The 23837-nt window shown below is 51.7% G+C and carries 18 protein-coding genes; 15 read left to right on the forward strand and 3 right to left on the reverse strand.

The genetic code is table 11. The annotated features are described in order from the left end of the window. The first annotated feature begins 37 nt into the window (after positions 1-37). The 3 genes from SBL51_RS02340 (at position 38) to SBL51_RS02350 (ending at position 2689) form a co-directional block, all read left to right on the forward strand. A complete protein-coding gene (locus SBL51_RS02340) occupies positions 38-1141 on the forward strand; it encodes an enoyl-CoA hydratase/isomerase family protein (RefSeq protein WP_317928876.1) in 1104 nt (367 codons plus the stop codon). Positions 1142-1161: 20 nt separating this feature from the next. After that, positions 1162-2067, forward strand: coding sequence for a 3-hydroxyisobutyrate dehydrogenase (gene mmsB / locus SBL51_RS02345; RefSeq protein WP_317928877.1), 906 nt, complete (start codon positions 1162-1164; stop codon positions 2065-2067). 121 nt (positions 2068-2188) lie between these two features. Further along, positions 2189-2689, forward strand: a complete 501-nt coding sequence (locus SBL51_RS02350; protein ID WP_317928878.1) for a DUF2244 domain-containing protein — start codon at positions 2189-2191, stop codon at positions 2687-2689. Between the two features lie 11 nt (positions 2690-2700). On the opposite strand, the gene SBL51_RS02355 is transcribed toward SBL51_RS02350, so the two are convergent. After that, on the reverse strand, positions 2701-3429 hold the full coding sequence (locus SBL51_RS02355; protein WP_317928879.1) for a site-specific integrase: 729 nt from the start codon (positions 3427-3429) through the stop codon (positions 2701-2703). A gap of 2030 nt (positions 3430-5459) precedes the next feature. Here SBL51_RS02355 and SBL51_RS02360 point away from each other — a divergent pair. The 12 genes from SBL51_RS02360 (at position 5460) to SBL51_RS02415 (ending at position 20770) form a co-directional block, all read left to right on the forward strand. Continuing rightward, a complete protein-coding gene (locus SBL51_RS02360) occupies positions 5460-6689 on the forward strand; it encodes a CaiB/BaiF CoA-transferase family protein (RefSeq protein ID WP_317928880.1) in 1230 nt (409 codons plus the stop codon). Positions 6690-6823: 134 nt separating this feature from the next. Beyond that, on the forward strand, positions 6824-7582 hold the full coding sequence (locus SBL51_RS02365) for an SDR family oxidoreductase (protein WP_317928881.1): 759 nt from the start codon (positions 6824-6826) through the stop codon (positions 7580-7582). 37 nt (positions 7583-7619) lie between these two features. Next, on the forward strand, positions 7620-8027 hold the full coding sequence (locus SBL51_RS02370; protein ID WP_317928882.1) for a nuclear transport factor 2 family protein: 408 nt from the start codon (positions 7620-7622) through the stop codon (positions 8025-8027). A gap of 339 nt (positions 8028-8366) precedes the next feature. Continuing rightward, positions 8367-9854 carry an SMP-30/gluconolactonase/LRE family protein gene (locus SBL51_RS02375; RefSeq protein ID WP_317928883.1) on the forward strand — a complete coding sequence of 496 codons (1488 nt, stop codon included), beginning with the start codon at positions 8367-8369 and terminating at the stop codon, positions 9852-9854. 42 nt (positions 9855-9896) lie between these two features. Beyond that, entirely contained in the window at positions 9897-11063 is a 1167-nt protein-coding gene (locus SBL51_RS02380; protein WP_317928884.1) for a MaoC family dehydratase N-terminal domain-containing protein, read from the forward strand. Positions 11064-11163: 100 nt separating this feature from the next. Then, positions 11164-12081 (forward strand): SDR family NAD(P)-dependent oxidoreductase, encoded by a 918-nt coding sequence (locus tag SBL51_RS02385; protein ID WP_317928885.1) that lies wholly within the window; start codon positions 11164-11166, stop codon positions 12079-12081. A gap of 418 nt (positions 12082-12499) precedes the next feature. Beyond that, complete coding sequence (locus SBL51_RS02390) at positions 12500-14746, forward strand: TonB-dependent receptor (protein WP_317928886.1); 2247 nt, start codon at positions 12500-12502, stop codon at positions 14744-14746. A gap of 227 nt (positions 14747-14973) precedes the next feature. Beyond that, positions 14974-15369: a MerR family DNA-binding transcriptional regulator gene (locus tag SBL51_RS02395; protein WP_317928887.1), complete on the forward strand. Its 396-nt coding sequence runs from the start codon at positions 14974-14976 to the stop codon at positions 15367-15369. Between the two features lie 65 nt (positions 15370-15434). After that, a complete protein-coding gene (locus tag SBL51_RS02400; protein WP_317928889.1) occupies positions 15435-17042 on the forward strand; it encodes a carboxyl transferase domain-containing protein in 1608 nt (535 codons plus the stop codon). A 17-nt stretch (positions 17043-17059) separates the two neighbouring features. Then, positions 17060-17851 carry an enoyl-CoA hydratase/isomerase family protein gene (locus tag SBL51_RS02405; RefSeq protein ID WP_317928890.1) on the forward strand — a complete coding sequence of 264 codons (792 nt, stop codon included), beginning with the start codon at positions 17060-17062 and terminating at the stop codon, positions 17849-17851. Between the two features lie 10 nt (positions 17852-17861). Beyond that, on the forward strand, positions 17862-19874 hold the full coding sequence (locus SBL51_RS02410) for an acetyl/propionyl/methylcrotonyl-CoA carboxylase subunit alpha (protein WP_317928891.1): 2013 nt from the start codon (positions 17862-17864) through the stop codon (positions 19872-19874). 2 nt (positions 19875-19876) lie between these two features. Next, entirely contained in the window at positions 19877-20770 is an 894-nt protein-coding gene (locus tag SBL51_RS02415; protein WP_411860446.1) for a hydroxymethylglutaryl-CoA lyase, read from the forward strand. Positions 20771-20904: 134 nt separating this feature from the next. Here SBL51_RS02415 and SBL51_RS02420 read toward each other — a convergent pair whose 3' ends face one another. Next, positions 20905-21771, reverse strand: a complete 867-nt coding sequence (locus SBL51_RS02420) for an oxygenase MpaB family protein (protein ID WP_317928893.1) — start codon at positions 21769-21771, stop codon at positions 20905-20907. Positions 21772-22132: 361 nt separating this feature from the next. After that, a complete protein-coding gene (locus SBL51_RS02425; RefSeq protein ID WP_317928894.1) occupies positions 22133-23827 on the reverse strand; it encodes a class I adenylate-forming enzyme family protein in 1695 nt (564 codons plus the stop codon). Positions 23828-23837: the final 10 nt, after the last annotated feature.

Consider the following 23837-nt stretch of genomic DNA (forward strand, 5'->3'; position numbering starts at 1 on the left):
CGATAACTGTTGCTGAATAAAAAGCTCTGGAAACAAGATGACAACTGACGATCAAGCTCCTGTTATTTTCGAAGAACTAAATTCAGCCGGCGGCAAAAAGATTGCCACGGCAACGCTCAATGCCCCCAAGTCGATTAATTCGCTCAATATGACAATGGCAGAGATGCTCTACCATCAGCTGCTCGATTGGCAGGAGGATGACTCAATAGCCTGCGTGCTGTTGCGAGGCAGTGGCGATAAAGGCTTTTGCGCAGGTGGCGATGTACTACAGCTGCATGACTCCGCCGTTAAGAAAGATAACCGTGCACAACTCTTTTTCACGCAGGAATACCGCCTCGATTATCTCATTCACACCTACGCCAAACCGATTGTTGTCTGGGGCCATGGCATTGTTATGGGGGGCGGTCTGGGACTGATGGCGGGCGCCAGCCATCGCGTGGTAACGGAAAAAACCCGCTTGGCCATGCCAGAGGTAACCATTGGTCTCTACCCGGATGTTGGCGGTTCTTGGTTTTTAAATCGTATGCCTGGCAAGGTGGGCCTGTTCCTGGCATTAACCGGCGCCTCCATTAATGCGGCGGATACACAATTTGTCGGCCTTGCCGATTACTTCCTTAACCACAGCCAATGGGATGAGCTGCTCTCTAAATTACAAGCGGCAAACTGGCAGGGCAACTCCGCCTCTGTGGTATCTGCGCAATTGATTGCACTCGCCAGCCAAGCAGCGGATAAACCCGAATCACCAGTGCACCAACACTTTGAGATAATTGGCGAACTTTGTACAGCTGCCAGCAACGACGCTGTGGTGGCCAATATTGTTAACTATTCCGGTGATGATGAGTGGCTCAAAAGGGCTGCCGGCACGCTCGCCAACGGCTGTCCGACGACCATCAAATTGGTATTTGAACAGTTGCAAGCCAGTAAACACCTTTCGCTGAAAGAGGTGTTTCAAATGGAGTTGGTGCTCTCCTGTAACTGTATGAAGTTAGATAATTTTGCCGAGGGAGTTCGTGCCTTGTTAATCGATAAGGACAAATCGCCCAAATTTACCCCGGCAAAATTGGCTGAAGTGACGGATACGTTTATTGCGCAGCACTTTGTTGCGCCCTGGTCAGGTGAACACCCCCTGGCTGATCTTTAACTTATAAGAGGTGAACCATAATGAATAACAAAACTGTCGCCTTCATCGGCTTAGGTAATATGGGTGGCCCGATGGCTGTCAATCTGGCCAAGGCCGGATTTACCGTCAATGCGTTCGACCTTTCACCGGCCGCATTGGATGCTGCCAAAAGTGGCGGTTGTGAGCCCTTTACTGACTCATCTGCCGCAGCGAAATCTGCCGATTATGTGGTTACCATGCTGCCCAATGGGCAAATCGTTGAAGCGGTCTATTTAGGGGAAAACGGCCTTCTGTCAGTGGTAAAACCGGATGCCCTGGTGATTGATTGCTCTACCGTGGCCCCTGAAAACTCCAAAAAGGTTGGCGAGGCTGCCGAAGCCAAGGGTATTGCTTTTATCGATGCCCCGGTTTCGGGTGGTACTGCGGCTGCTGGAGCGGGTACCTTATCGTTTATGTGCGGCGGCAGCAGCGAAAATGTGGAAAGAGCCAAAGCGGTGCTTGATGTTATGGGTGCGAATATCTTCCATGCCGGAGCCGTCGGCGCTGGCGCGGTAGCTAAAATCTGTAACAACATGCTGCTGGCAATCCATATGATCGGCACCTCTGAGGCTATTCAAATGGGGGTTAAAAATGGCCTTGATCCCAAAGTATTATCGGACATCATGCTGAAAAGCTCCGGCGGCAACTGGTCTTTGGAGAAGTACAATCCCTATCCCGGCGTAATGGAAACGGTACCCGCCTCCCGCAATTATGAAGGGGGCTTTTTTGTCGACCTGATGCTGAAAGACCTCAACCTGGCAGTGGATGCCGCCAAAGCATCGAGTGCGACTATTCCACTCGGCGGCCTGGCTCGCAACCTCTACTCCCTATTCCGCGAGGGCGATGCCGCCAATGGTCGCAAAGATTTCTCCAGTATCGTAAAAATGTTCGGCCAAATTCCTGAGTAATTGCCACTCGTCCGAAAGGCTGCCCGGCGTCTGTGCCGGGTAGTAACTGCAGTGGTACACTTCGCAAACGGTAAATATCCCCAGGTCGTCACACTCCAAACCTATTTACCGGGAGGCGAACATGGTTATCACCGCGCGTCAGGCTGATGTTACTGTTATAACACTCATCCCCAACCGTTCTGCAAATGGCCGCCAACTTAAACTTTTCTTTCTTCCACTTGCCGCTATCTCACTGCTAATCGCCACTTTCTGGACATTTATGGGCGCCTGGGTTGTATTGCCTTTTGCCGGGTTGGAAGTGGGGCTGTTGGCTTTTATTCTGCATCGCGTCTGGCTTTTCAATCAGCGGCAACAGCAAATCACCTTAAAGCGCGATACCATTGCCATCGATGATGACGAGCCCGCCTTTGCCAGTAATTGCCTCCTGCAGCGATCTGAAACACGGTTATCCATCGCCAATTCGCCAGCAGCGGAAGTCGATGAAGTCTGTCTGTTCGATACCGCCCATCGAGTGGAGCTGGGCGGCTTTCTGAATAACAGCGATAAACAATTAGTGGTAACAGAACTGAAAGGGGAGGGGTTACCGGTGTTTCTTTACGTTCGCGCCGACAGCTCGATGTAGTAGACCCTTGGCTAAATAGAGCGATCTTTACCGCTTTTCGCGCGCCGCTTATGTTCGCTTTGAACATAAACAGTATCCGTAGTGGCCATACTGGCGTGACCTAAATCTTCCGATAAATCCTTCAAGGCTCTGCCTCGTTCAACTTCCATGCTGGCACCGGTATGACGCAACCAATGAGTTGAGGCCTCTTTTAATTTTTCCGCAGCTACTGGGCCTTTCTCCTTGGTCATGGTCTGTTGGGCCCGGTCAAAGACTTCTTGTACCAAGCGCGTCAGATGGCGGGTGGTCATGCCGCCCTGGCCGCGTATTTTCTCAACCAAAACATTGTAATCGCTGCTGCTTGGTAAATCGGCCAGGCCGCGGAAGCGGCGGTAGCGAACCAGATAGGAGAGAAATTGCGTGGGCACTGAAACATCGCGTAATTTACGGCCCTTACCAAACACCTTTAACCACCAGTTGCCGTCTTCATCCTGCCAGAAGTGATTCATAGTTGGCGACCAGGTGCTGCGTTCAGAGAGTTCCGACACCCGTAAAAATAGCCCCTTTAATGCCGCGATAATAAAGAGATTGCGCTCAAAGAGCGGGTCACTATTGGCCATGGTTTCTGCGGCCTCCAGCACATACTGCCACTGCTCCTGGGTAAGCCGGCGAACCTCCTTCACCTGGGCGTCGGCGATAAAATAGCGGCAATCCTTTTTAGCAATTTGTGCCGGGTTGCCGTGACTGATTTCTTCATTCATAAGATAGTTAAAGAAAGCCGAAATAGCGGTAAAGGCGGCATGAAGGCTCTCCTGAGAAGGTCGATATTGGCGCTTACTTAAAGGCTTTTGGTCCGTTGATCCTTTGCGCCTGGTGATGCGAAAAGGGCACCACAGATTGTTACTGGTATGGTAGCCGTCGATAAAGATAAATCGATCAGCCGCTGAAAACGAAATCCAGTTTTCAGGTGGCTGCCAGCAGAAATCCGCATATTCCAGAATGTCATTTTTTCGCAATTCCGGTACCGCTAATTTTTTGACATGAAAGAGCCATAATAAAAATCGCTCCACCTCTGAGCGAAATCTAACGTAGGTGTGTTCTGATTTATTGCGCCCAATGTAGAGCAAGAACTCCATAGCCCATTGCCAGTGGCTTACGCGTATTGAAGTATCCTGCTGTAAAAACTCCTGTAACTCTGGATAGTCGCCCATTCTAAAGAGTCGCAACTCGGCAAGTGTGGGAAACAGTGGAGTAGGGTTGGGTAGGGTGTCCATTAGAACTATATGCGCCGATACGAATTAATATTAGACATAAGGCTAACCTGCTAACGCCGGGGACGTCAACGGCAATCTGTTTTGCGATAGAAAGGGGAGTTATGGGCTAGTTTCTGGTGATTGAGTTGTACCATCGCTGTATTTGCTAATCGCGAATTAGAACCGTAAAGAGTGGTAACTTGGTTAACCAAAAAAACAGCGCTGCTTTTCGAAAGTTAAACAATTTTTTTATCCGCACATACGATGCCGCCTAACCCGTACCTGTTTAAATCAATCTGCCCTGGAGCAGGGCACATAGCTTTCGCTTTTTAAATCCTCGCTTCTATTTAAATATTGTCGAGATGGCTATGGTATTTTCGGGTAGCGTGGTTAACGAACCAAATCCCCTAAGTTTAGGTTTTCTGCCGGCAGACGTTAGAGCTAATTAGTAGCTGGGCGTTGAGGCATATTTAAGATCTTGATTGGCAGCGAGGGGTAGCCTAATCATTTCAGGCTTATAAAAATTTCAGCAATACCCTCCCTTTAAATTGTTAATTTTGGGCAGTATCTAACCACTTAGATAATTCGGGTGTTGCAATGTTAGTCATACGAATTTTCAACCGCATATTAATACACGGGCAAAATAACTTATTACTAACTCGTTTTACTCCCGGGGTGAGTAACTAGGCTTGATGCGCCTGTATTTTTTATGGCTTATTTATTAGCCAAAGGCTTATCGTTTGTAGGCCCAGTCGACATCACGACGTCGATTTTAAAGCGCGATTATCATAGCTACGTTTTAATCGGATAATTTGCCTGCGCCAGGGATTTCAAGCTGTAACCGCACTAGAACAGTATTCGTACTCTCCTCTCGAGAGCTTATACTTTGGTAGTGTTAATGGCAGTGATAATGCCGAAGTGATGATCGATTAGCTTTTGCTAGAACGAGCAGAAACAATAAATGACTGTGCGCGAGATCTCTTGTCTCGGGCTCTCAAGGCCAGGCATTGATTGCAAGGCTGTCAAGTAACAGGCAAGCCGGCTTTTTGGTTTTCTCTGTTGCGCGGTGCTAGTGACACAAGAGGCCTGATGGTGTGCGAAACTTTTGAAGTCGCCTTGTGCTTAAGTGATAGAAAAAATAGGCATTAACCGAGGTGATCTTATATGTAGATTAATAGTCACTAATAAATAGATTGCATTAACTGCTTGAAACCTCGGTTTTATTCGCAACGTGGTACGGGTGATTACCCTGGCCTGTGGTCTTAAATTATCCGGATAGCCTTACGCCCCTGGAAATCCGTTTCCCTCTACAGCCCAAAATAATTGGCTGACCACTCCGTCATCGACAACGCTTTTAATCTCCCGTCACACCCCAACACCAGCTAATACGCCATTTGCCAGCGATCTCCAGAGCGTTATTGAACAACACTGTTGATCCTTCTTCGACACAAAAGGTATAATCGACGGGTTTAACATGTGGCAAAGACGGCTAGAGATAGTGGCCGAATCGCCATACCTGATCTGGCAGAGGAACCTTAATGACTAACTCTAGAGCTTTACAGGGCGTACGTGTGCTGGACCTGACCCGAGTGTTGGCAGGCCCATTCTGCGGTCAAATCCTGGGCGACCTTGGTGCTGATGTGACTAAAATCGAACGTCCTGGCGCTGGAGACGATGGCCGCATGTACGGCTTCTCAGCCCTCAAAGATAGCGAAGGCAACCCTACGAGAGAGTCCGCTTTCTATCTCACGGCCAACCGTAATAAGAAATCACTTACCTGTAATCTGTCCAAGCCAGAAGGGCAAGAGCTGATCCGCAAACTGGTCGCGGAGTACGATGTACTGATTGAAAACTACAAAGTGGGTAACTTGGCACGTTATGGGCTCGATTATGAAAGCCTTAAGGCCATTAACCCGCGCCTGATCTATTGCTCGATCACCGGTTACGGGCAAACAGGCCCCATGGCACCGAAGCCAGGCTACGATGGTCTGTTTCAAGCAACAGGTGGAATGATGGCCGTCACTGGGATTCCTGCCGGTCAGCCCGGTGCCGGCCCATTAAAGGCGGGGCCAAGTCTGGTTGATGTATTCACCGGCCATAATGCAGCGTTGGCAATATTAGGCGCGTTGAATCAACGCCACAGCACGGGCCTCGGCCAGTACATTGACGTTGCCCTGCTCGATTGTTCGGTGGCCATGGTCTCGCACATCATGCAAGACTACCTGGTGTCCGGTAACCCGCCGCCGCGTCTTGGTAACGGTGGCAATGGCGGTGGCCCGGCTGATCTTATCAATTGCTCTGACGGCATCATTTATATTACCGCTGGGACCGATGAGCACTGGCGTCTGCTCACCGAGTTGATGGAACGCCCCGATCTATTTAGTGACCCTCGATTCGACACCAACCCCAAGCGTGGTACAAATCGGAATGAATTGGTGGCCATTATCAATCAGTGGAGTATGGCTTGGAAGGGCGCTGATCTCTTAGAGGCCTTGGATAAAATAGGGTTACCTGCAGCCCGGTACAATGAGTTGCCCGATGTCTGGGAAGATGTTCAAGTGCAGCATCGCAAACTGAAGGTTACTGTGCCGCATCCTTTGGCCGGCGAGGTGACCATGCTGGCCAGCCCTCTGGCTTATATGTCCGGGTCGCCTATGGACTATACGGCGCCGCCGACCATAGGACAGCATACCGACGAAATATTAGGCAGCCAGTTGGGTATGAGTGAAGACGAGATTGCCGAGTTAAAAGCCAAGGGTATTATTTAGCACCCGTTCTTGGAAAATTAATTACCAAGAGCGTTAATGAGCGTCTATCAAGATCAACCAAGGTTAAGTTTAGTCCACACAGTTGATTCAACTGCACGACGCATAAGTCATTAAAATAATAAGGAAGAGCATCAATGAAAGTTGCAATTATTACCGGCGCGGGCAGTGGTATCGGCCTGGAGACCGCGAAAATTATGCATGGCATGGGTATGGCCGTTGTTGGTGTTGGCCGCAGTCAAGACAAACTCGATAACCTGGTCGCCGCCCTAAACAATAGCGACAGAGTTGCTACCATATCCGCCGATGTCACCGCTAAAGAAGCTCCCAAGCAGATCGTTGATTTTACATTGACGAAATTTGGCGAGATTAACTTTGTTGTGAACAATGCGGGTATTGGCAGTCCTAAGCCACTGCATGAAACAGATGACGACACTTACGACTATTTCATGGATATTATGCTGCGAGCGCCTTTTCGACTCTGTCGAGAAGCCGTTGTCCACATGAAGGATGGCGATGCGTTTGTCAATATCACATCCACCTATGCGGAAATCGGTGGGCGTCGCGGAGGGGCTTATTCTGCCGCAAAAGGCGGCTTACGCTCTTTGACTGAACACATGGCCTGTGAATACGGCCCACAGGGTATACGCTCCAACTGTGTTGCCCCCGGAGTAACCATGACTGATATGGTTAAAGACCGTATGAACGATAAAGCCTTTGTGCGAACGAATGTTCAAACCACACCCTATCCACGTTTGGGTTCCGCGGAAGAGGTTGCCAGTACAATCGCTTTCCTGTGTTCACCTGGTGCCGGTGCTATCAATGGTCAAACGGTTGTGGTTGATTGCGGGTGGACTAAAACCAAATATTTGGCTCCAGAAGTGCTGGCGCTCTAATTCAAAACTTTTCTATCACAGAAGATAAAATAATATTATGAATAAAGGCTCTGTCGAAGATCGTTTAGAAATCCGCGAACTTATAGAACAGTTTGCTAATGCCGCGATGGTAATTAACGTCGAAAAGTGGGGAGACACCTGGGCCAATGAAGGCACTTGGAACCTGCCCTCGTTCAAAACGCCTGTCTCCGGTAAAGCGAATGTTATAGCCGCCTTTGCTGAAAAAATGGCCTACGTCGACTACATGAGCATGATCTCTGTGCCTGACTCTCTACAAATAGAAGGCAACAAAGCCAGCTGCCAGACATTCTGTCGGGAATTGATTTACCCTAAAGCAGGAGGTCGCGTCATAGTGGTCGGTTATTTTGATGATGAATTTATAAAAGAAGATGGCCGCTGGAAGTTCCTGTCACGTTTTTACACTGTGATGGGTAAAGAGCTTTAATCGCGCAGTCGGTGGCTCTGCCAAATCGTTAAATTACAGAAGAGCCGGGCTCACTAACACAAAGCGATACCTCATTGTTATTAAAAATCGTGTTGCATTTTTGGTGATAGGCGTGGCGTTGATTTATCGCTACTCTTCTAAGTGAATCCTGCAAAGTGCACCAGATAAAGTGTAGCGATAGGTCTTATCTAGGTGCCTGCACACTAATACAGATAATAAGGGATCTACAATATGGCTATTCAGTCCGGCCGATACACAACGTCTTCCTCACCAACTCCCGCCGACGGCTGGCAACTGGAGCAGCTAACACCGCCTAGCAGGCTCTTTGGGGCCAATGGAATGCGCACCGGCACTGATGGTCGCGTTTACGTGGCTCAGGTCTCCGGCAGCCAGATTAGTGCTGTCGACATCAACACCGGCGCCGTGGAAACCATCAGTCCAAAAGGTGGCGACATCATCGCACCGGATGACATCGCTTTTGATGATCAGGGCAATATTTTTGCCACAGAAATCACCGAAGGTCGGGTCAGTGTATTTCGTCCTAATGGCACGGCTCAAGTGGTATGTGGTGATATGCCCTCAGCCAACCCGATCACAATTTATAAAGGTCGATTGTTTGCCGGTGAATGCCGTCCAGGTGGCCGCATCATGGAGCTCGATTTAAGTGGTGGGGCGCCACGAGTGATTTTAGAAAATGTACCCATGCCCAATGCTATGGAAGTGGGTCCCGACGGTCTGCTCTATATTCCTATTATGGGTACCAACGAGATCTGGCGAGTAAGCCTTGAAGGTGGTGAGCCAGAGGTGGTCGCTAAAGATCTTGGTGTGCCTGATGCAGTTAAGTTCGATGCCGAAGGCTTTATCGTCTCCACCCAGGTGGCCTCCGGGCAGGTGCTACGCATTAACCCTAACACCGGTGAGCGCAAGGTGTTGGCAACTATTGCTCCCGGGCTAGATAACCTCACCTTTGTCGATGGCCGTATTGTTGTCTCCAGTATCTCCGGCCAGATCAACGAAATCTTGGCGAATGGTGAAATTCGTTCAATCGTGCCCGATGGTTTCAACTGGCCACTTGGCCTCGCTTTCTGCAGCGACGGTACGCTGTTCGTTGCCGACGGTGGTTTCTCCTACGCTCTTCCCATTGGTGGCCAGCCGCAATGCCTGGGCATGTTCTTCTATCCCGGTTATCCGGGCTATGTGCGTGGTGTTCTTGAGTCAGCCCCCGGAGAGTTTGTGGTAACGACCTCCAATGGCACCGTCTGCCGCTGGACACCCGCTACGCAAACCTCCGAGGTATTGGCCGAAGGATACGACCGACTATACGGCGTCGCGCAAGGTGGCAATGGTGAACTCATTTTTGTTGATGCCGCCAAAGGAGAAGTTTTTGCTCTGGCTTCTGGCAAGGTTGAGAGCATTGCCACCGGCCTTAATGAGCCATTGGGTGTAACCGTTGCTCATAATGGCAGCTGTTACGTGTCTGAAGAGGGGGCCGGTCGTGTAGTAAAAATAACTAACGCTGGTGCCGAGCCTGTACTCGATGGCTTGATTAAACCACAGGGTATTCTGGCCGTTGGCGATGATCTATTTATCGTGGATGCTGGTTCGAAAGAGTTGATTAAACTCAACCTCAACAGTGGTGCGCGCGACGTTATCGCCAGTGATTTACCCGTGGGAGCCCCAGAGGGCGTTGTTCCCAAATTCCTAAACGCCATCCCACCCCTGGCAGGGCCCATGGGTCCCTTTGCCGATATTACCTGTGCACCGGACGGTACTTTGTACCTCTCTGGTGATGCTGATGGAACAGTGCTGGCCATCAAATCAATCTAGTTAAAAGCTGCAGCGAAATAATTTGAAAAATTGGAGTAAACAATGAGCGACAAAACATTAGACTGTTCCGATCTGGAAAACTATATGGGCAAACCGATTGCCCCAGCTCGGATGAAAGAGCCACTGCATGTCAACGATATCCGACGCTGGGCGCAGGCTATGCATTATCCCAATTTATTGCACTACGATACTGATTTTGCCGCCGAAGGCCGTTTCGGAAAAATTGTTGCACCACAATCGTTCGCCGTAGCTGCGGATGACGGCCACGGTGCTGGCCCCGCCTGTGTTGGACGTATTCCCGAGTCACACCTTATTTTTGGTGGCGATGAGTGGTGGTTTTATGGCCCCAAAATTTTTGGTGGTGATGAAATCGTTAACGAAAAGATCCCATTCGATTTTGCGGTAAAAGAGACCAAGTTTGCCGGCCCCACTTGCTTCCAGCGCGGCGATAACAACTACTACAACCAAAACGGCGATTTCATTGCCAAGCAGCGTTCCACCGCAATCCGGTACCGTGCCGACCTGGCTCTGGAGATGGGTTCTATGGCGGGCGCCGAGGAAGATCCAGTCTGGACGGACGATGAGCTAAAAGCACTGGAAGATAAAAAATACGAATTTATCAAAATGATGCACGACCTCGGTCATGGCAAGCGCTACTGGGACGACATCACCGTCGGCGACGAGCTACCGGTCCGGGTGATTGGCCCTCACAGTGTTGCCAGCTTTACCACCGAATGGCGCGCCTACCTGTTCACCATTTGGGGTGGCACTCATCGCCCGGGTATGGACCTGGAAGCACTCGGTTTCACCAAGGAGATGGCCGGCCACGAAAACGATCCAGTCATGGAACGCGATAACCCAGAGTGGACCGATGGTGCCTATTTCGGTCCCTCTCGCGGTCACCTTTTCCCGAAATACGCACGCATGATCGGTATGCCGCGCGGCTACGGTTACGGTGCCTCTATGGGTGCCTGGATTCTAGACTACCTGGGCGGTTGGGCCGGGGAGTGGGGTCAGGTGGTGCACTGCAATTCAGCCTATCGTGGCCCAGCCTTTACCGGTGATGCCACCTACATGACGGCTAAAGTGATCGACAAAATGGTCGACGAAGAGGGTCGTAACGTGATTCAGGTGGATGTAAAAATGGCCAACCAGTTGGGCGCCACCATGGCCACTGCCAAAGCGGAAATTGAACTGCCGACGAAATAGGGCTGTCATGCAAACGCCTCTACGGAGGCGTTTTTCTTATACGCATCACCCAGTCAGTCTGAGGCTGACTAGATAGTTACTTAAGATAATTGAGCAAATTATGTCCGATCTAAGATTTGATAATCGAGTCGCTGTAATAACCGGAGCCGGACGCGGATTGGGTCGCGCCTACGCACTGCTCCTCGCGCAACAAGGCGCTAAAGTGGTGGTCAATGACCCCGGTGGCAGCTTGCAGGGCGAGGGTACGGATATTGGGCCAGCGCAATCAGTCGTTAACGAAATTGAAGCCGCGGGTGGCGAAGCCGTTGCTTGCACCGAGTCGGTGGCCACTCCAGAAGGCGGGCAGGGCATTATCGATTGCGCGCTTCATAATTACGGCAAGATCGATATTCTTATTCATAACGCCGGTAATGTTCGCCCTGGTTCGCTGAAAGAGATCAGCTATGAAGATTTTGAATCCGTGTTGGATGTACATCTACGCGGTGCGTTTCATGTGGTGCGGCCAGCCTTCCCATTGATGTGTGATGCCGGCTACGGCCGCATTGTACTCACCTCGTCGATAGGCGGGCTGTACGGTAATCATAACGTGGTTAACTACGGCGTGGCTAAAGCCGGAATTATTGGTCTTTCGAATGTGGTGGCGCTGGAAGGGGAAGCGGAAGGTGTTAAGTGCAATGTCATTGTACCGGGTGCTGTCACCCGCATGGCAGAAGGGATCGATGTTTCCGCCTATCCACCTATGGGACCTGAATTGGTTGCGCCAGTGGTTGGTTGGTTAGCTCATGAAAACTGCTCCATCACCGGTGAGATGTTAGTTTCCATTGCCGGACGGGTGGCCAAGGCATTTATTGGTGAGACGGAAGGGGTCTACCAACCGGACTGGTCGATTGCCGATGTTGGCGATCAAATGGCAGCTATTCGTGGTAGTGAAAACCCGCTTATTTTCCCAGTGGTACCTAATGCCCATGTGGATCACATTCGTTATAGCTTCACCATGGCCAGCACCGCAAAGAAATAGCCGTACCGTAAAAATGTAGATCAGCGGCGTTTGTGCTAGGTTCGTCATCACGTAACGCCGTTGAATCATGGCTGTATAAGCAATGAGTCACTAATAGTACCCTGTGGTATTTTAGCAGCCAACTTTCCACCAAAGAGCCAAGCCAGATTTAATTGATTAACTCAAGAACCCTCCTATAGATAAGCAATTTTGCGCTAGAACAATAATGTACCCCGGTGCATGCTTGACCACTCGCATGTCTTTCCTTTATAAATGCGAACAAAATAATATAAATGCCATCACAAGGCTGTGATAACCACCTAAATTAAATAATAAAAAAATAACACCATAATCTTGCCAAATAAGAAGCCACAAACAATAGGGTCATCCCAAGTAGTTTATTGGGTAATACAAAATAAAAAACAAAGTGGTGATATCAATGAAGAGAACCAAAACCCCATTGCCGTCTATCCAAACTCGTTCATTTTTTAATGTTGCATCTTCTCATTTAGTGCTCTGTTCCAGTGCTGGATTATTGACCATTTCTGGTGCTGTTGCGGCGCAGGATGATCCGGCCGCCACCAATGTTATTGAAGAGGTGGTGGTTACAGCACAACGCAAAGAACAGCGCTTGACCGATGTGCCTTTTACTGTAAATGCGCTGTCCGATACACAATTGGAAAAGGCCGGCGTTACCAATATTTTTGATCTGCAAAATACCGTTGCCGGATTAACTTTTGGTGGCGTCGGCAATCTTACCCAGCCTGCCATTCGTGGCTTATCAACCGGCGTGAGCACTAATGGTAGTGAAAACCCCAACGCGCTCTACGTTGATGATGTTTACTACAGCCAGGGCAATCTGTTTGGTGCCAATTTGCCAGATATACAACGCATCGAAGTTTTGAAAGGGCCGCAAGGTACGCTGTTTGGCCGCAACTCTGTCGGTGGCGCGATTCGCCTGTTCACCAAAGATCCTACTTTTGAAAACAGCGGTAATATTACGGTTGATTCTGGGTATTACACCGGTGAGGGCGACAGCCAGAGCTCGCCACATAATGCAGTACGTGGTTTTGTCAGCATCCCAATGGTAAGCGATACCTTGGCCATGAGTCTCTCCGGTGGCTATGATCACACCGATGGTTTTCTCACCGATGATGAATCCGGTGATCAGTACGGAACCGTTGTCCGCTCCAATGCTCGTGTTAAATTCCTCTATCAGCCAACCGACAGCATCAAAGCGGTGGTCAGTGGTTTTTATCTGAAACACAACGATGAAGGGCTGCAATCGGCCACCCCCTACAACGGCTGGGTGGTCGCCAGCTTGTATCCCGGCTCCGTGGTGTCAAGCACGCCCTATCACACCGCGTTCGATAGTGGTAATGGCCTTGAATACAATGATGCGATAGTCAAAAGCAGCGGCGGTAGCGCGCGTATCGAGTTTGATATAGGCGATATTGGTACATTAACCTCTATTACCGCTTACCACGATACTGAAGTGTTTAATCAAACCACCTTGCCGCAAGCCAAGGGGTCGGTCACCTGCGTGACCACCTTTGCCTGTGTTGATTACTACTACCTGGCAAATAATAAAGGGGTGTCGCAAGAGTTTAATTTCGCCTCGGAAAAAATCGGTATTGTCAGCTATACGGCGGGTCTTTTTTACTACAACCAAGACTCCAGCACAGTGACGGCCATTCAGGAGACGGTGGTACCTGGTGGCATACCGGTTAAAACCAATAAATTTAAAATCAATTCAGCCGCTGTTTACGGTCAAGCGGATATCGATTTAACGGAAGCTTGGACGTTATCAGTCGGTGGGCGTTATACCCGCGAACCACACGAAGATACCATCACCTATCCAATCGTTGAAACACGTAAAGAGACCTTCGAAAGCTTTATTCCGCGGATCAGCCTGCAATACGAACTATCGCCTTCTGCCAATATTTACGCCACCTATTCGGAAGGTGAGAAGAGTGGTTTGACCGGTATCGATAACACCGCCAGTAACCCGCCATACCAGAGTATCGATCCCGAAGAGAACAACGCCTATGAAGTCGGATATAAATACGCGGCGGCGTCGCTGGCGGTAAATTTATCCGCCTTCTACTACGACTATAAAAATAAACAGGAGCAGGGTTTTACCGGGGGCGCCGTGTTTGTACAAAATACCGGCCCGGTTGAAATCTACGGTATTGATGCCGATGCGACTGTGCAGTTGAGCAATGAGTTTATCCTCAAAGGCGGACTTTCCTGGGTGCCGGTAGCGGAGTACACCGATTTTGAAGGGGCTGTGGGTTACACGGTGAATGTGGGCAGTGGTGTTATCTCCCAGGTTGTATTCGATGCAACCGGCGAGCGGTTGATGAAAGCGCCGGAATTGACCGCTAATCTCTCGCTTGATTATGAGAAGAGCACGGACGCTGGCTTTTTCGATGCCAGTGCCAATGTCAGCTACTCGTCAAAGGTTTATCACGACATCTACCAGGTGATCGAGCAGGACGATTACTTTACGCTGAGTGCCCGAGCCGGTTATACCTTTTCCGATCTTGGCTTGCGGGTTGGTATCTACGGCCGCAACCTCACCGGTGAAGACTATATTGCTCACGGCTTCCCAAGCGGGCAGGGCTTTACCGCCGCCTACGCTCGTCCTCAGGAGTTGGGCCTCTCGCTCAATTACAGCTATTAATCAAAGGGGAGGGCTCGGTGGTGCCGAGCCCTTTACAACTCCGAGTGATAATCCTCAACGACCACTCTCCACAACACTTCAACTACACCCGACACCCTAAGTAAATCCCCATATTGAACTTGTCAGCCTAACCTATCCGTACCACTAAATTCCAGCTCTTGGTTGACGTTAACGTAAACGTTACTTAAAATTCCCAACACTGTTGTTCACAAAAGACCGCATAAACGATGGCAGCCGAATACACCATTTCCGATCTCTCTGCAGAGTTCGATATCACCACCCGCACCATCCGCTTTTACGAAGAGAAGGGTCTGCTCTCTCCGCGTCGAGAGGGTAGTTCTCGCATCTACACACCGGCGGATCGAACCAAACTCAGGTTGATCTTGCGCGGTAAACGGCTTGGTTTCACTCTGGAGGAGAGCCGGTCGATTATCGATATGTACGACCCCGAAGCCGGTAACCACGAACAGATGCAGTCGCTGCTCGCGAAAATTCGCGAGAAACGCCACCAGCTTGAGCAGCAATTGCACGATATCGAAGTGATGATGCTCGACCTACGCGACTCCGAAGAGCGCTGTTTAGAGGCGATGGCGAGCCCGGATCAAAGTGCGAAACAAAGTTAAAGAAGTAGTTTCAATAAGTATTTTAAGTAACTGAAAAATCAATAGTTCTATTAACGGAATAGAATATGGCAACGATAAAATCGAAAATAAACAGCCGCAGCGAAGATTTCGCTACCAACGCGGCGCACATGCAAGCGCAGGTTGACGACCTGCATGCCAAACTGGCAGCCATCAAACTGGGTGGTGGCAAAGAGTACCAGGAGCGGCATACCTCCCGAGGTAAACTGTTGCCGCGCGAGCGAATTAACAATCTGATTGACCCGGGCTCACCTTTTTTGGAGTTGTCACAGTTGGCCGCGTTCGACGTCTACGGTGAAGATGTACCGGCGGCGGGGATTATCACGGGTATCGGTCGGGTAGAGGGCCAGGAGTGCATGATTGTCGCCAACGATGCGACCGTGAAAGGGGGCTCCTACTACCCATTAACGGTGAAGAAGCACATTCGTGCGCAGACCATCGCCGAGCAGAATCATCTGCCCTGTATCTACTTGGTGGACTCCGGCGGCGCCAACCTGCCGCGTCAGGATGATGTCTTCCCAGACCGGGAGCACTTTGGCCGTATCTTCTTCAACCAGGCCAATATGTCAGCCAAAAACATCCCCCAAATTGCCTGTGTAATGGGCTCCTGTACCGCCGGTGGTGCCTATGTACCGGCCATGGCCGATGAATCCATCATCGTCAAAGAGCAGGGCACTATCTTCCTGGCCGGGCCACCACTGGTTAAGGCCGCCACCGGTGAGATTGTTTCCGCCGAAGAGCTGGGCGGCGCCGATGTTCACTGTCGAACCTCCGGGGTCTCTGACCACTACGCTCAGAATGATCACCACGCGCTAAAACTCACCCGCCAGTGCATCTCCCGTTTAAACCGTATGAAGCCCAACAGCCTGGATATCCGCGAGCCGGTAGCACCGCTATACGATGCCAAAGAGATCTACGGCATCATCCCGAAAGATTCGCGCCAGCCCTACGATGTGCGAGAAATCATCGCCCGTGTGGTGGATGGTTCTGAGTTTGACGAATTTAAAGCGCTCTATGGCACCACCCTCATTACCGGCTTCGCCCGTATCTTTGGTTACCCCGTGGGTATTGTGGCCAATAACGGCATTTTGTTTGGTGAGTCCGCCCAGAAAGGGGCGCACTTTATCGAGCTCTGCGCCCAGCGCAAAATTCCATTGGTATTCCTGCAGAACATCACCGGCTTTATGGTGGGCAAGCAGTATGAATCCAGCGGTATCGCCAAACACGGCGCCAAAATGGTAACCGCGGTGGCCTGTGCCAATGTCCCCAAATTAACCGTATTGATCGGTGGCTCTTTTGGTGCCGGTAACTACGGCATGTGTGGTCGTGCTTATGACCCTCGTTTCCTGTTCATGTGGCCTAACGCCCGTATCTCGGTGATGGGTGGTGAACAGGCCGCTGGTGTCATGGCGCAGTTGCGTCGCGATCAGATCGAGAAAAAGGGCGGCGCTTGGAGCAAAGAAGAGGAGGCTGAATTTAAAAAGCCGATTCTCGACACCTACGAGCAGCAGGGCCATCCCTATTACGCCTCTGCCCGACTTTGGGATGACGGCGTTATCGACCCAGCCGAAACGCGCATGACTCTGGGCCTGGCCCTTTCAGCGGCGCTCAACAAACCGATTGAGGCGACGCAGTTTGGCGTCTTCCGCATGTAATTCAGGTAGCTGCACAAATGACAGAAGCAACATTAAAGGTAGCTATCGACAACCGGGGCGTGGCTACCGTAACCATGAACCGCCCCGAAAAACACAACGCCTTCGACGACTCGGTCATTGCCGAACTGACCAACGCGTTTAATGAACTCGCCGGTAATCCCGAAGTACGCGTGATGGTGTTGGCGGCTGAAGGCAAGAGCTTCTCCGCCGGTGCTGACCTCGGTTGGATGAAGCGTATGGCCAGTTACAGCTACGACGAGAACCTGCGCGATGCCAATGCTCTGGCCGGTATGCTGAAAACATTAAACACACTGCCTTTCCCAACCATCGCCCGCGTCCAAGGTGCAGCCTTTGGTGGTGCCGTTGGCTTGGTGAGCTGCTGTGATATGGCGGTAGCCGGGCCCAAGGCCAGCTTCTCGTTAAGTGAAGTCAAAATCGGTTTAATTCCCGCCACGATCAGCCCCTATGTCATTGCCGCCATCGGCGCCCGCGCAGCCCGGCGCTATTTTGTTACCGCCGAGCGGTTCAGTGCCGAAAGCGCACTGCAACTGGGCTTGGTGAGTGAGTTGGTAGAGGCCGAGGCGATGGATGCAACCATCACTCAACTCGTGGATGCCCTGCTGGCCAATAGCCCGGCGGCCATCCTCGCCGCCAAAAAACTGGTGCTGGACGTGGATAACCAAGTCATCACCGATGAGCTGATTAAAGATACCAGCGAACGTATCGCTGCCATTCGTGTATCCCCAGAGGGGCAGGAAGGTTTAACCGCCTTCCTCGAAAAACGACCAGCGACCTGGGTTAAAGGGTAGGAGAGCCAGAATGTTTAACAAAATCCTGATCGCAAACCGCGGCGAGATTGCCTGCCGCGTGATAAAAACGGCCCGTAAACTGGGTATAGCCACTGTTGCTGTCTACTCAGATGCGGACGCCAACGCCCTGCATGTGGCCATGGCCGACGAGGCCGTCCACATTGGAGCCGCCCCTTCCAGAGAGTCCTACCTGCTTATCGAGCGTGTGATTGCCGCCGCCAAACAGACCGGTGCCGAAGCGATTCACCCGGGTTATGGCTTTTTGAGTGAGAACGCCGAATTCTGCCGTGCCTGTGCTGAGAATGGCATTGTCTTTATTGGCCCCCCGGTGGGTGCCATTGAAGCCATGGGCTCCAAATCCGCCGCCAAACGTATTATGGAAGCGGCCGATGTGCCTCTGGTGCCCGGCTACCACGGTGAAGATCAAGATCCAGCGCTGCTTAAGCAGGCCGCCAACGATATGGGTTACCCGGTACTGTTGAAGGCGACCGCCGGTGGCGGCGGTAAAGGTATGCGACAAATTTGGAGCGAAAAGGAGTTCGACGAGGGGCTGGCGGCGGCCAAGCGTGAGGCCATGAACGGCTTTGGCGACGACCGAATGCTGGTAGAAAAATACCTGACCAAACCTCGCCACGTTGAGATTCAGGTGTTCTGCGATCAACTCGGCAACGGTGTATTCCTGGCGGAGCGCGATTGCTCGGTTCAGCGCCGTCACCAAAAAGTGATCGAAGAGGCACCGGCACCCGGTGTGGATAGCGAACTGCGCAGCAAAATGGGCGAAGCCGCACTGCAGGCCGCGAAAGCGATCGACTATGTGGGCGCGGGTACCGTGGAGTTCCTGCTCGATGAAGATGGCTCTTTCTACTTTATGGAGATGAACACCCGTCTGCAGGTGGAACACCCCGTCACCGAGATGATCACCGGCCAGGATCTGGTCGAGTGGCAGCTGCGCGTTGCCTACGGTGAAACCCTGCCATTAAGCCAAGAGCAGGTGCCGATCAATGGCCACGCCTTTGAAGCGCGAATCTATGCCGAAGACCCTAACAACGACTTCCTGCCGGTAACCGGTACTCTCTCCTTCCTGCAACCGCCGGAGGAGAATAGCCATGTGCGGGTCGATACCGGTGTGTTACAGGGCGATGAGGTGAGCGTCTTCTACGACCCGATGATTGCCAAGCTGATTGTTTGGGATGAAGACCGTGAAAAAGCACTGCGCCGTTTAGGCAAGGCGTTAAGTGAATACCGTATCAGTGGGATGACCACCAACGTCGATTTCCTATACAACCTGGCCACCTGCGAGCCCTTCCAGAAAGCGGAGTTGGATACCGGTTTTATCGGCAAACACCATGAGAAGATCTTCCACGACGGCGAAGCCGATATCGCCAGCGCGACGGCGCTGGCTGGCCTCTATCTGGTATTGCGCCGGGCGCAGGATGCCACCACCAGTGTTAGCGCCCAACGCGACGCCAACTCGCCCTGGAACTTCAGCAACGCCTGGCGTCTGAACGAGCCCCACATCCATCAGTTCGAGTTGGAATTGATGGGCCAAAACTACCCAATTGTTATCGAGCAGTTGGGTGAGGGCTGTGCGGTTAGCTACAACATCACCGCCGCCGGTAAGACCGTGCGCGCCCAAGGCAAGCTCAATGGCAGCGAGCTCTACGCTGATATCGACGGTTATCGATCGCGCGCGGTAATTGCCGAGCACGACGGCGTTTACAGCCTCTACACCCAAGAGAGCGCACTGCAGTTCTGCCAGGCGCAGATCGACCTGGGTGACGAAAACGCCGGTGCCGGAGAGGGTGCACTGACCGCGCCTATGAACGGCACCATCGTCACCCTGTTGGTGGAAGCTGGCGCCGAGGTAGAGCAAGACTCTGCCCTGCTGGTGATGGAGGCGATGAAAATGGAGCACACCATTCGCGCTCCAGCCAAGGGTACCGTGAAGGAGTTCTACTACGCTCCGGGCGACCTGGTCGAAGGTGGTTCTGATCTGCTCGACTTCGAGAAAGCGGAGGCTTGAGTATGACGCTTCCTAAGCAGGTAAAAATTGTTGAGGTGGGCCCGCGCGATGGCCTCCAGAACGAACCACAGTTGGTGTCGGCCGAGGTGAAAATCGGCCTGGTGGAACGTCTGGCGGAAGCCGGGCTGCCCATGATTGAAGCGGCCAGCTTTGTGTCACCCAAATGGGTGCCGCAGATGGCAACCTCGACCGATGTTTTAAAAGGCATTCGGCGAAAGCCTGGGGTGGTCTACTCTGCGTTAACCCCGAATCTGAAAGGGTTGGAGGCCGCCATTGCGGCTGGTGCCGATGAGGTAGCTGTGTTTGGCGCCGCCTCGGAGAGTTTCACTCAGAAAAACATCAACTGCTCAGTAGCCGAAAGTATCGACCGTTTTGTACCGGTCATTGATGAGGCCAAAAAACACGGGCTCCGGGTGCGTACCTACCTCTCCACGGCGGTGGGTTGCCCGTACGAAGGCGATATTTCGCCCATTGCCGTACGCGATCTGGCAAAAACCTTGTGGCAGATTGGTTGTTACGAAATCTCGTTGGGCGATACCGTCGGTGTGGGCACGCCCGGCAAGATCAAAGCCATGATCGAAGCGGTATTGGAGGTGGTGCCGGTGCATGCCCTGGCGGCCCACTTCCACGACACCTACGGCCAGGCATTAGCCAATATTTATGCCGCACTGGAGTGCGGTATTAATATCGTCGATAGCTCTATCGCCGGCCTGGGCGGTTGTCCCTACGCCAAGGGAGCCTCCGGTAACGTCGCCACCGAAGATGTGCTCTATATGCTTAATGGTTTAGGCATAGAGACTGGCGTGGATATGAGCAAACTGCTTGAGGCGTCGCGTTATATCAGCTCTGCCCTAGATCGCAAACCCGCCTCAAAAGTGGCCTGCGCTCTTTCCTAGTTTGCACACGTTCCTACTCTGTGCTCGCGTCTAGTGAGATTATCTAAGCCGCCTGTCCAGGCGGCTTTAATTTTTCTCCAAAGCACTTTTACCGGGCATTTACCGGGCATTGCCAAAGCTCGCGGTATTGGCCGCTAGCGGGATAATTTTTCCCGCAGCGAATTTGGGCCTATATCTTCAATAGCATAACCATCCGGGTGGGTGGCAGAGCGCCACAGGGTGGTCAGTTGTGGCGATTTATGCTTCGGCAGCCAACGCAGGATTTTCGCCCGGGCCTTTAATAACCCCTGCACCCAGCGCCGGGTGGCGGGGCTAGGCAGGGGATAATTCATCGCTTTTAATAAGCGTTCGTCCATCAAGGCGTAGACCACCGGTTCGGCAGCACGCCAAAGAAATTTAGGCAGATAAAAACTGAGTAACAGGTCCCGCGTAGCATTGCCGATCTGTACACCAGCCTCGCTATTGGCGTACATCGCCTGTTCATACTCCTGACTCCACGCTTCAAACGCTTCGAGTGTCTCCGGGATATTTTCAATACCCATGCGCTTGCCCACTTCAACCCAAAAGTAGTGCAGGGCGAGTCGCTCTTGCTTGAGTAGTTTGCGCCAACCAAATCGATCCAGCCAATAGATGGGCACAAAAATAAAGGTTGAGAGAGTGTAGAGGAAATCTTCGTTCTTAATTTTGTAGTGGCCATGTATGCCGTTCATGCGCTGAATAAACGCCTGGCCTCGTTCGGAATCGTAGCCATTGATCAAAATCTCATTAATGATGATGGCGGTGTCGTCATAACGCCGTTGGGTAGCCTGGGTAAATTCGCCGGTTTTATTTAATACAGTGGCAATACTCGGCACAGCGAAAGTTCTGAACAGCGCCAGCTCCAACGCCCGGGTTACATCCCAGGGAAATTCCAGATAGGCGGTGAGAAAAACAATGCGTTGGCAATCGGCCTTTGCATCCAGTCGTTCGATCTCTTTCTGTATATCGATCCGTCTCTTCATGGTCGCTCCGCAACAGTAGCTTTGGTGAACACCGGCCTTGGACCAGCAACAAAATAGCAAATACCAAAGTGGTATTAGTCGTTGGCCGTTTCTGCAACTGATTGTGGTGTTGAATTTATGATTTTTACTATTTTTTAAATTTCCACCAAAAAATGTCAACGCGAATTTCTTGTTGGAAAACAAGCAAGTTTATAATTTCCGAAGGATTTAAAGGGTTGGAGCAGGAAAAAATCCAATCACCGCCGACGCGGCAATTGGATTAACAGAGGTTCTTTTGTGGTAAACCTGGAGGGCGGATAGCGCCAAACAGCAGGCAAAATGACTCTCTTAAAATAGCCAGTCTTATGTTCTGTAGCTCAGTTTATGCCTGGGCCAGACGTTCGCTGGCCAGTTTACGCAAATCAGCCGTTTTTATTTTAGCGCTACCGGTAGTTTGCAACTCATCCTCGGCAAAAAAGAGCACTCGACGGGGCACCTTAAAGCTGGCCAGTTTCTGCTTGGCAAAATTGCGGATCTCTTCATCGGTAGCACTCGCACCGGCATGTAAAACAATGCAGCTGACGACCAATTCCCCCAGCAGCTCATCGGGAGTGCCAACGGTTTGACTGATCTTTACCCCCGGACAGGCGCGAATCACTTCGTCAATCTCCAACGGGGAGACGTTAGCACCACCGGTTTTGATAATGTCGTTTAAGCGGCCCTGCCAGAAGAGCCGGCCGTGCTCATCGATATAACCGCCGTCATTGGTTCTGAAAAAGCCCTCATCATCCAGCGACTCCGCCAACGGAGTACCCAGGTAGCCCAGCATCAATGTTGGGCCTTTTACCGCAATCTCGCCACGCTCCCCCTGCTTCAGAGTGGCTCCGGTGAAGGGGTCGACAATTTTTAGGATTGCTCCCGCCGAAGGCAGGCCATGGCTGTTGTGAGTGACATCCTTGGGGGTATTGGCTTTGTAAACCGAGATCAGGGTAAAGGTTTCGGTACTGCCGTAGGCGTGCTTGGGTTCCAGCCAATCGGTATTGATGGTGGGGTGCTGGGCAATGGGTGAATCACGGTCGATGTAAACCATGCTCGACAGGTCAACACTCTGGAAATTACTGGCTCCCACCAATTGCGCCCACTGGTGTGGCCAAGCCAATAACATAGTGGCCTTCTCCTCGTCCATTAACGTGAGCGCTGCCTCCGCATCAAAGAAGCGTTGCAGCACAATAGTACCGCCAGAGGAGAGTGCGCTGCCCAAGGTCATGCAGAAGTTGCCGGAGAAGAAAAAGCCATTGGCAGACCAGGTGCGCGGCGGCTCCTGGATGTCGTACCACTCCTTCCAACGCCAGAGCTGCAGGCAGACAGAGCGGTTAGCACTCAAAATGCCCTTGGCTTTGCCGGTGGAGCCGGAAGAGAAAAAGAGCACGCCTGGGTCGCTCGGCAGTACGGAATCGGCACGGGCAGCGACCTGTTCTTCATTGGTGTTGGCGCCACGCGCTAGAAACGCGTCCCAACCTTCAATGGCCCCCAAGCCCTGGTTGGTATCCACAACGGCAACAGTGTGTAGAAATGGGTAGCGGGTGGATCGCAAATGCCCCGGTTGGCAGCTGGCCAACTGCGGCTCCAGCTCCAGTATCATTGCGGCAAAGTCCTTTTTCAGAACATGTCGCTCCAGCAACAGTACCGAACAACCCGCGGTCTCGAGTACGGCGTCGAGCTCGCTGGCGGTGAAAAAGGTGGAGATGGTGGTGGCGATACCACCAGCCAGAGCCGTACCAAAAGTACAGGATAAAAACTCCAGGCGGTTAGTGGCGATAATGCCCACCCGCGTACCCTTGCCGATACCAAGTGCCACCAGGGATTTGGCAACGGCTAAAGCTTGCTGCCAGAGATCGTTATAACTCCAGCGCTCTATGGACTCCGGCAGGTGCATTACGGCGGCTTCGCGCTCACCAAACGCTTGGCAGATCTCACGGATATAGCCCGCCAGGGTCAGACTCCCCACAAAAGTCTCTTCGGCCAGCGGTATTCCACGGGAGATCGCCAGGTTCATTGGGGTGCTACTGTCACTCATACTACTTCCA

The organism is Halioxenophilus sp. WMMB6 (genome assembly GCF_033283405.1).
Lineage (GTDB): Bacteria > Pseudomonadota > Gammaproteobacteria > Pseudomonadales > Cellvibrionaceae > Halioxenophilus.

Coding starts and splice junctions, on each gene's coding strand:
- SBL51_RS02415 (WP_411860446.1), top strand. CDS start 19,877: ATGACGCTTCCTAAGCAGGTAAAAATTGTTGAGGTGGGCCCGCGCGAT.
- SBL51_RS02365 (WP_317928881.1), top strand. CDS start 6,824: ATGAAAGTTGCAATTATTACCGGCGCGGGCAGTGGTATCGGCCTGGAG.
- SBL51_RS02420 (WP_317928893.1), bottom strand. CDS start 21,771: ATGAAGAGACGGATCGATATACAGAAAGAGATCGAACGACTGGATGCA.
- SBL51_RS02350 (WP_317928878.1), top strand. CDS start 2,189: ATGGTTATCACCGCGCGTCAGGCTGATGTTACTGTTATAACACTCATC.
- SBL51_RS02425 (WP_317928894.1), bottom strand. CDS start 23,827: ATGAGTGACAGTAGCACCCCAATGAACCTGGCGATCTCCCGTGGAATA.
- SBL51_RS02340 (WP_317928876.1), top strand. CDS start 38: ATGACAACTGACGATCAAGCTCCTGTTATTTTCGAAGAACTAAATTCA.
- SBL51_RS02375 (WP_317928883.1), top strand. CDS start 8,367: ATGCGCACCGGCACTGATGGTCGCGTTTACGTGGCTCAGGTCTCCGGC.
- SBL51_RS02370 (WP_317928882.1), top strand. CDS start 7,620: ATGAATAAAGGCTCTGTCGAAGATCGTTTAGAAATCCGCGAACTTATA.
- SBL51_RS02385 (WP_317928885.1), top strand. CDS start 11,164: ATGTCCGATCTAAGATTTGATAATCGAGTCGCTGTAATAACCGGAGCC.
- SBL51_RS02390 (WP_317928886.1), top strand. CDS start 12,500: ATGAAGAGAACCAAAACCCCATTGCCGTCTATCCAAACTCGTTCATTT.
- SBL51_RS02405 (WP_317928890.1), top strand. CDS start 17,060: ATGACAGAAGCAACATTAAAGGTAGCTATCGACAACCGGGGCGTGGCT.
- SBL51_RS02380 (WP_317928884.1), top strand. CDS start 9,897: ATGAGCGACAAAACATTAGACTGTTCCGATCTGGAAAACTATATGGGC.
- SBL51_RS02360 (WP_317928880.1), top strand. CDS start 5,460: ATGACTAACTCTAGAGCTTTACAGGGCGTACGTGTGCTGGACCTGACC.
- SBL51_RS02410 (WP_317928891.1), top strand. CDS start 17,862: ATGTTTAACAAAATCCTGATCGCAAACCGCGGCGAGATTGCCTGCCGC.
- SBL51_RS02400 (WP_317928889.1), top strand. CDS start 15,435: ATGGCAACGATAAAATCGAAAATAAACAGCCGCAGCGAAGATTTCGCT.
- SBL51_RS02395 (WP_317928887.1), top strand. CDS start 14,974: ATGGCAGCCGAATACACCATTTCCGATCTCTCTGCAGAGTTCGATATC.
- mmsB (WP_317928877.1), top strand. CDS start 1,162: ATGAATAACAAAACTGTCGCCTTCATCGGCTTAGGTAATATGGGTGGC.
- SBL51_RS02355 (WP_317928879.1), bottom strand. CDS start 3,429: ATGAATGAAGAAATCAGTCACGGCAACCCGGCACAAATTGCTAAAAAG.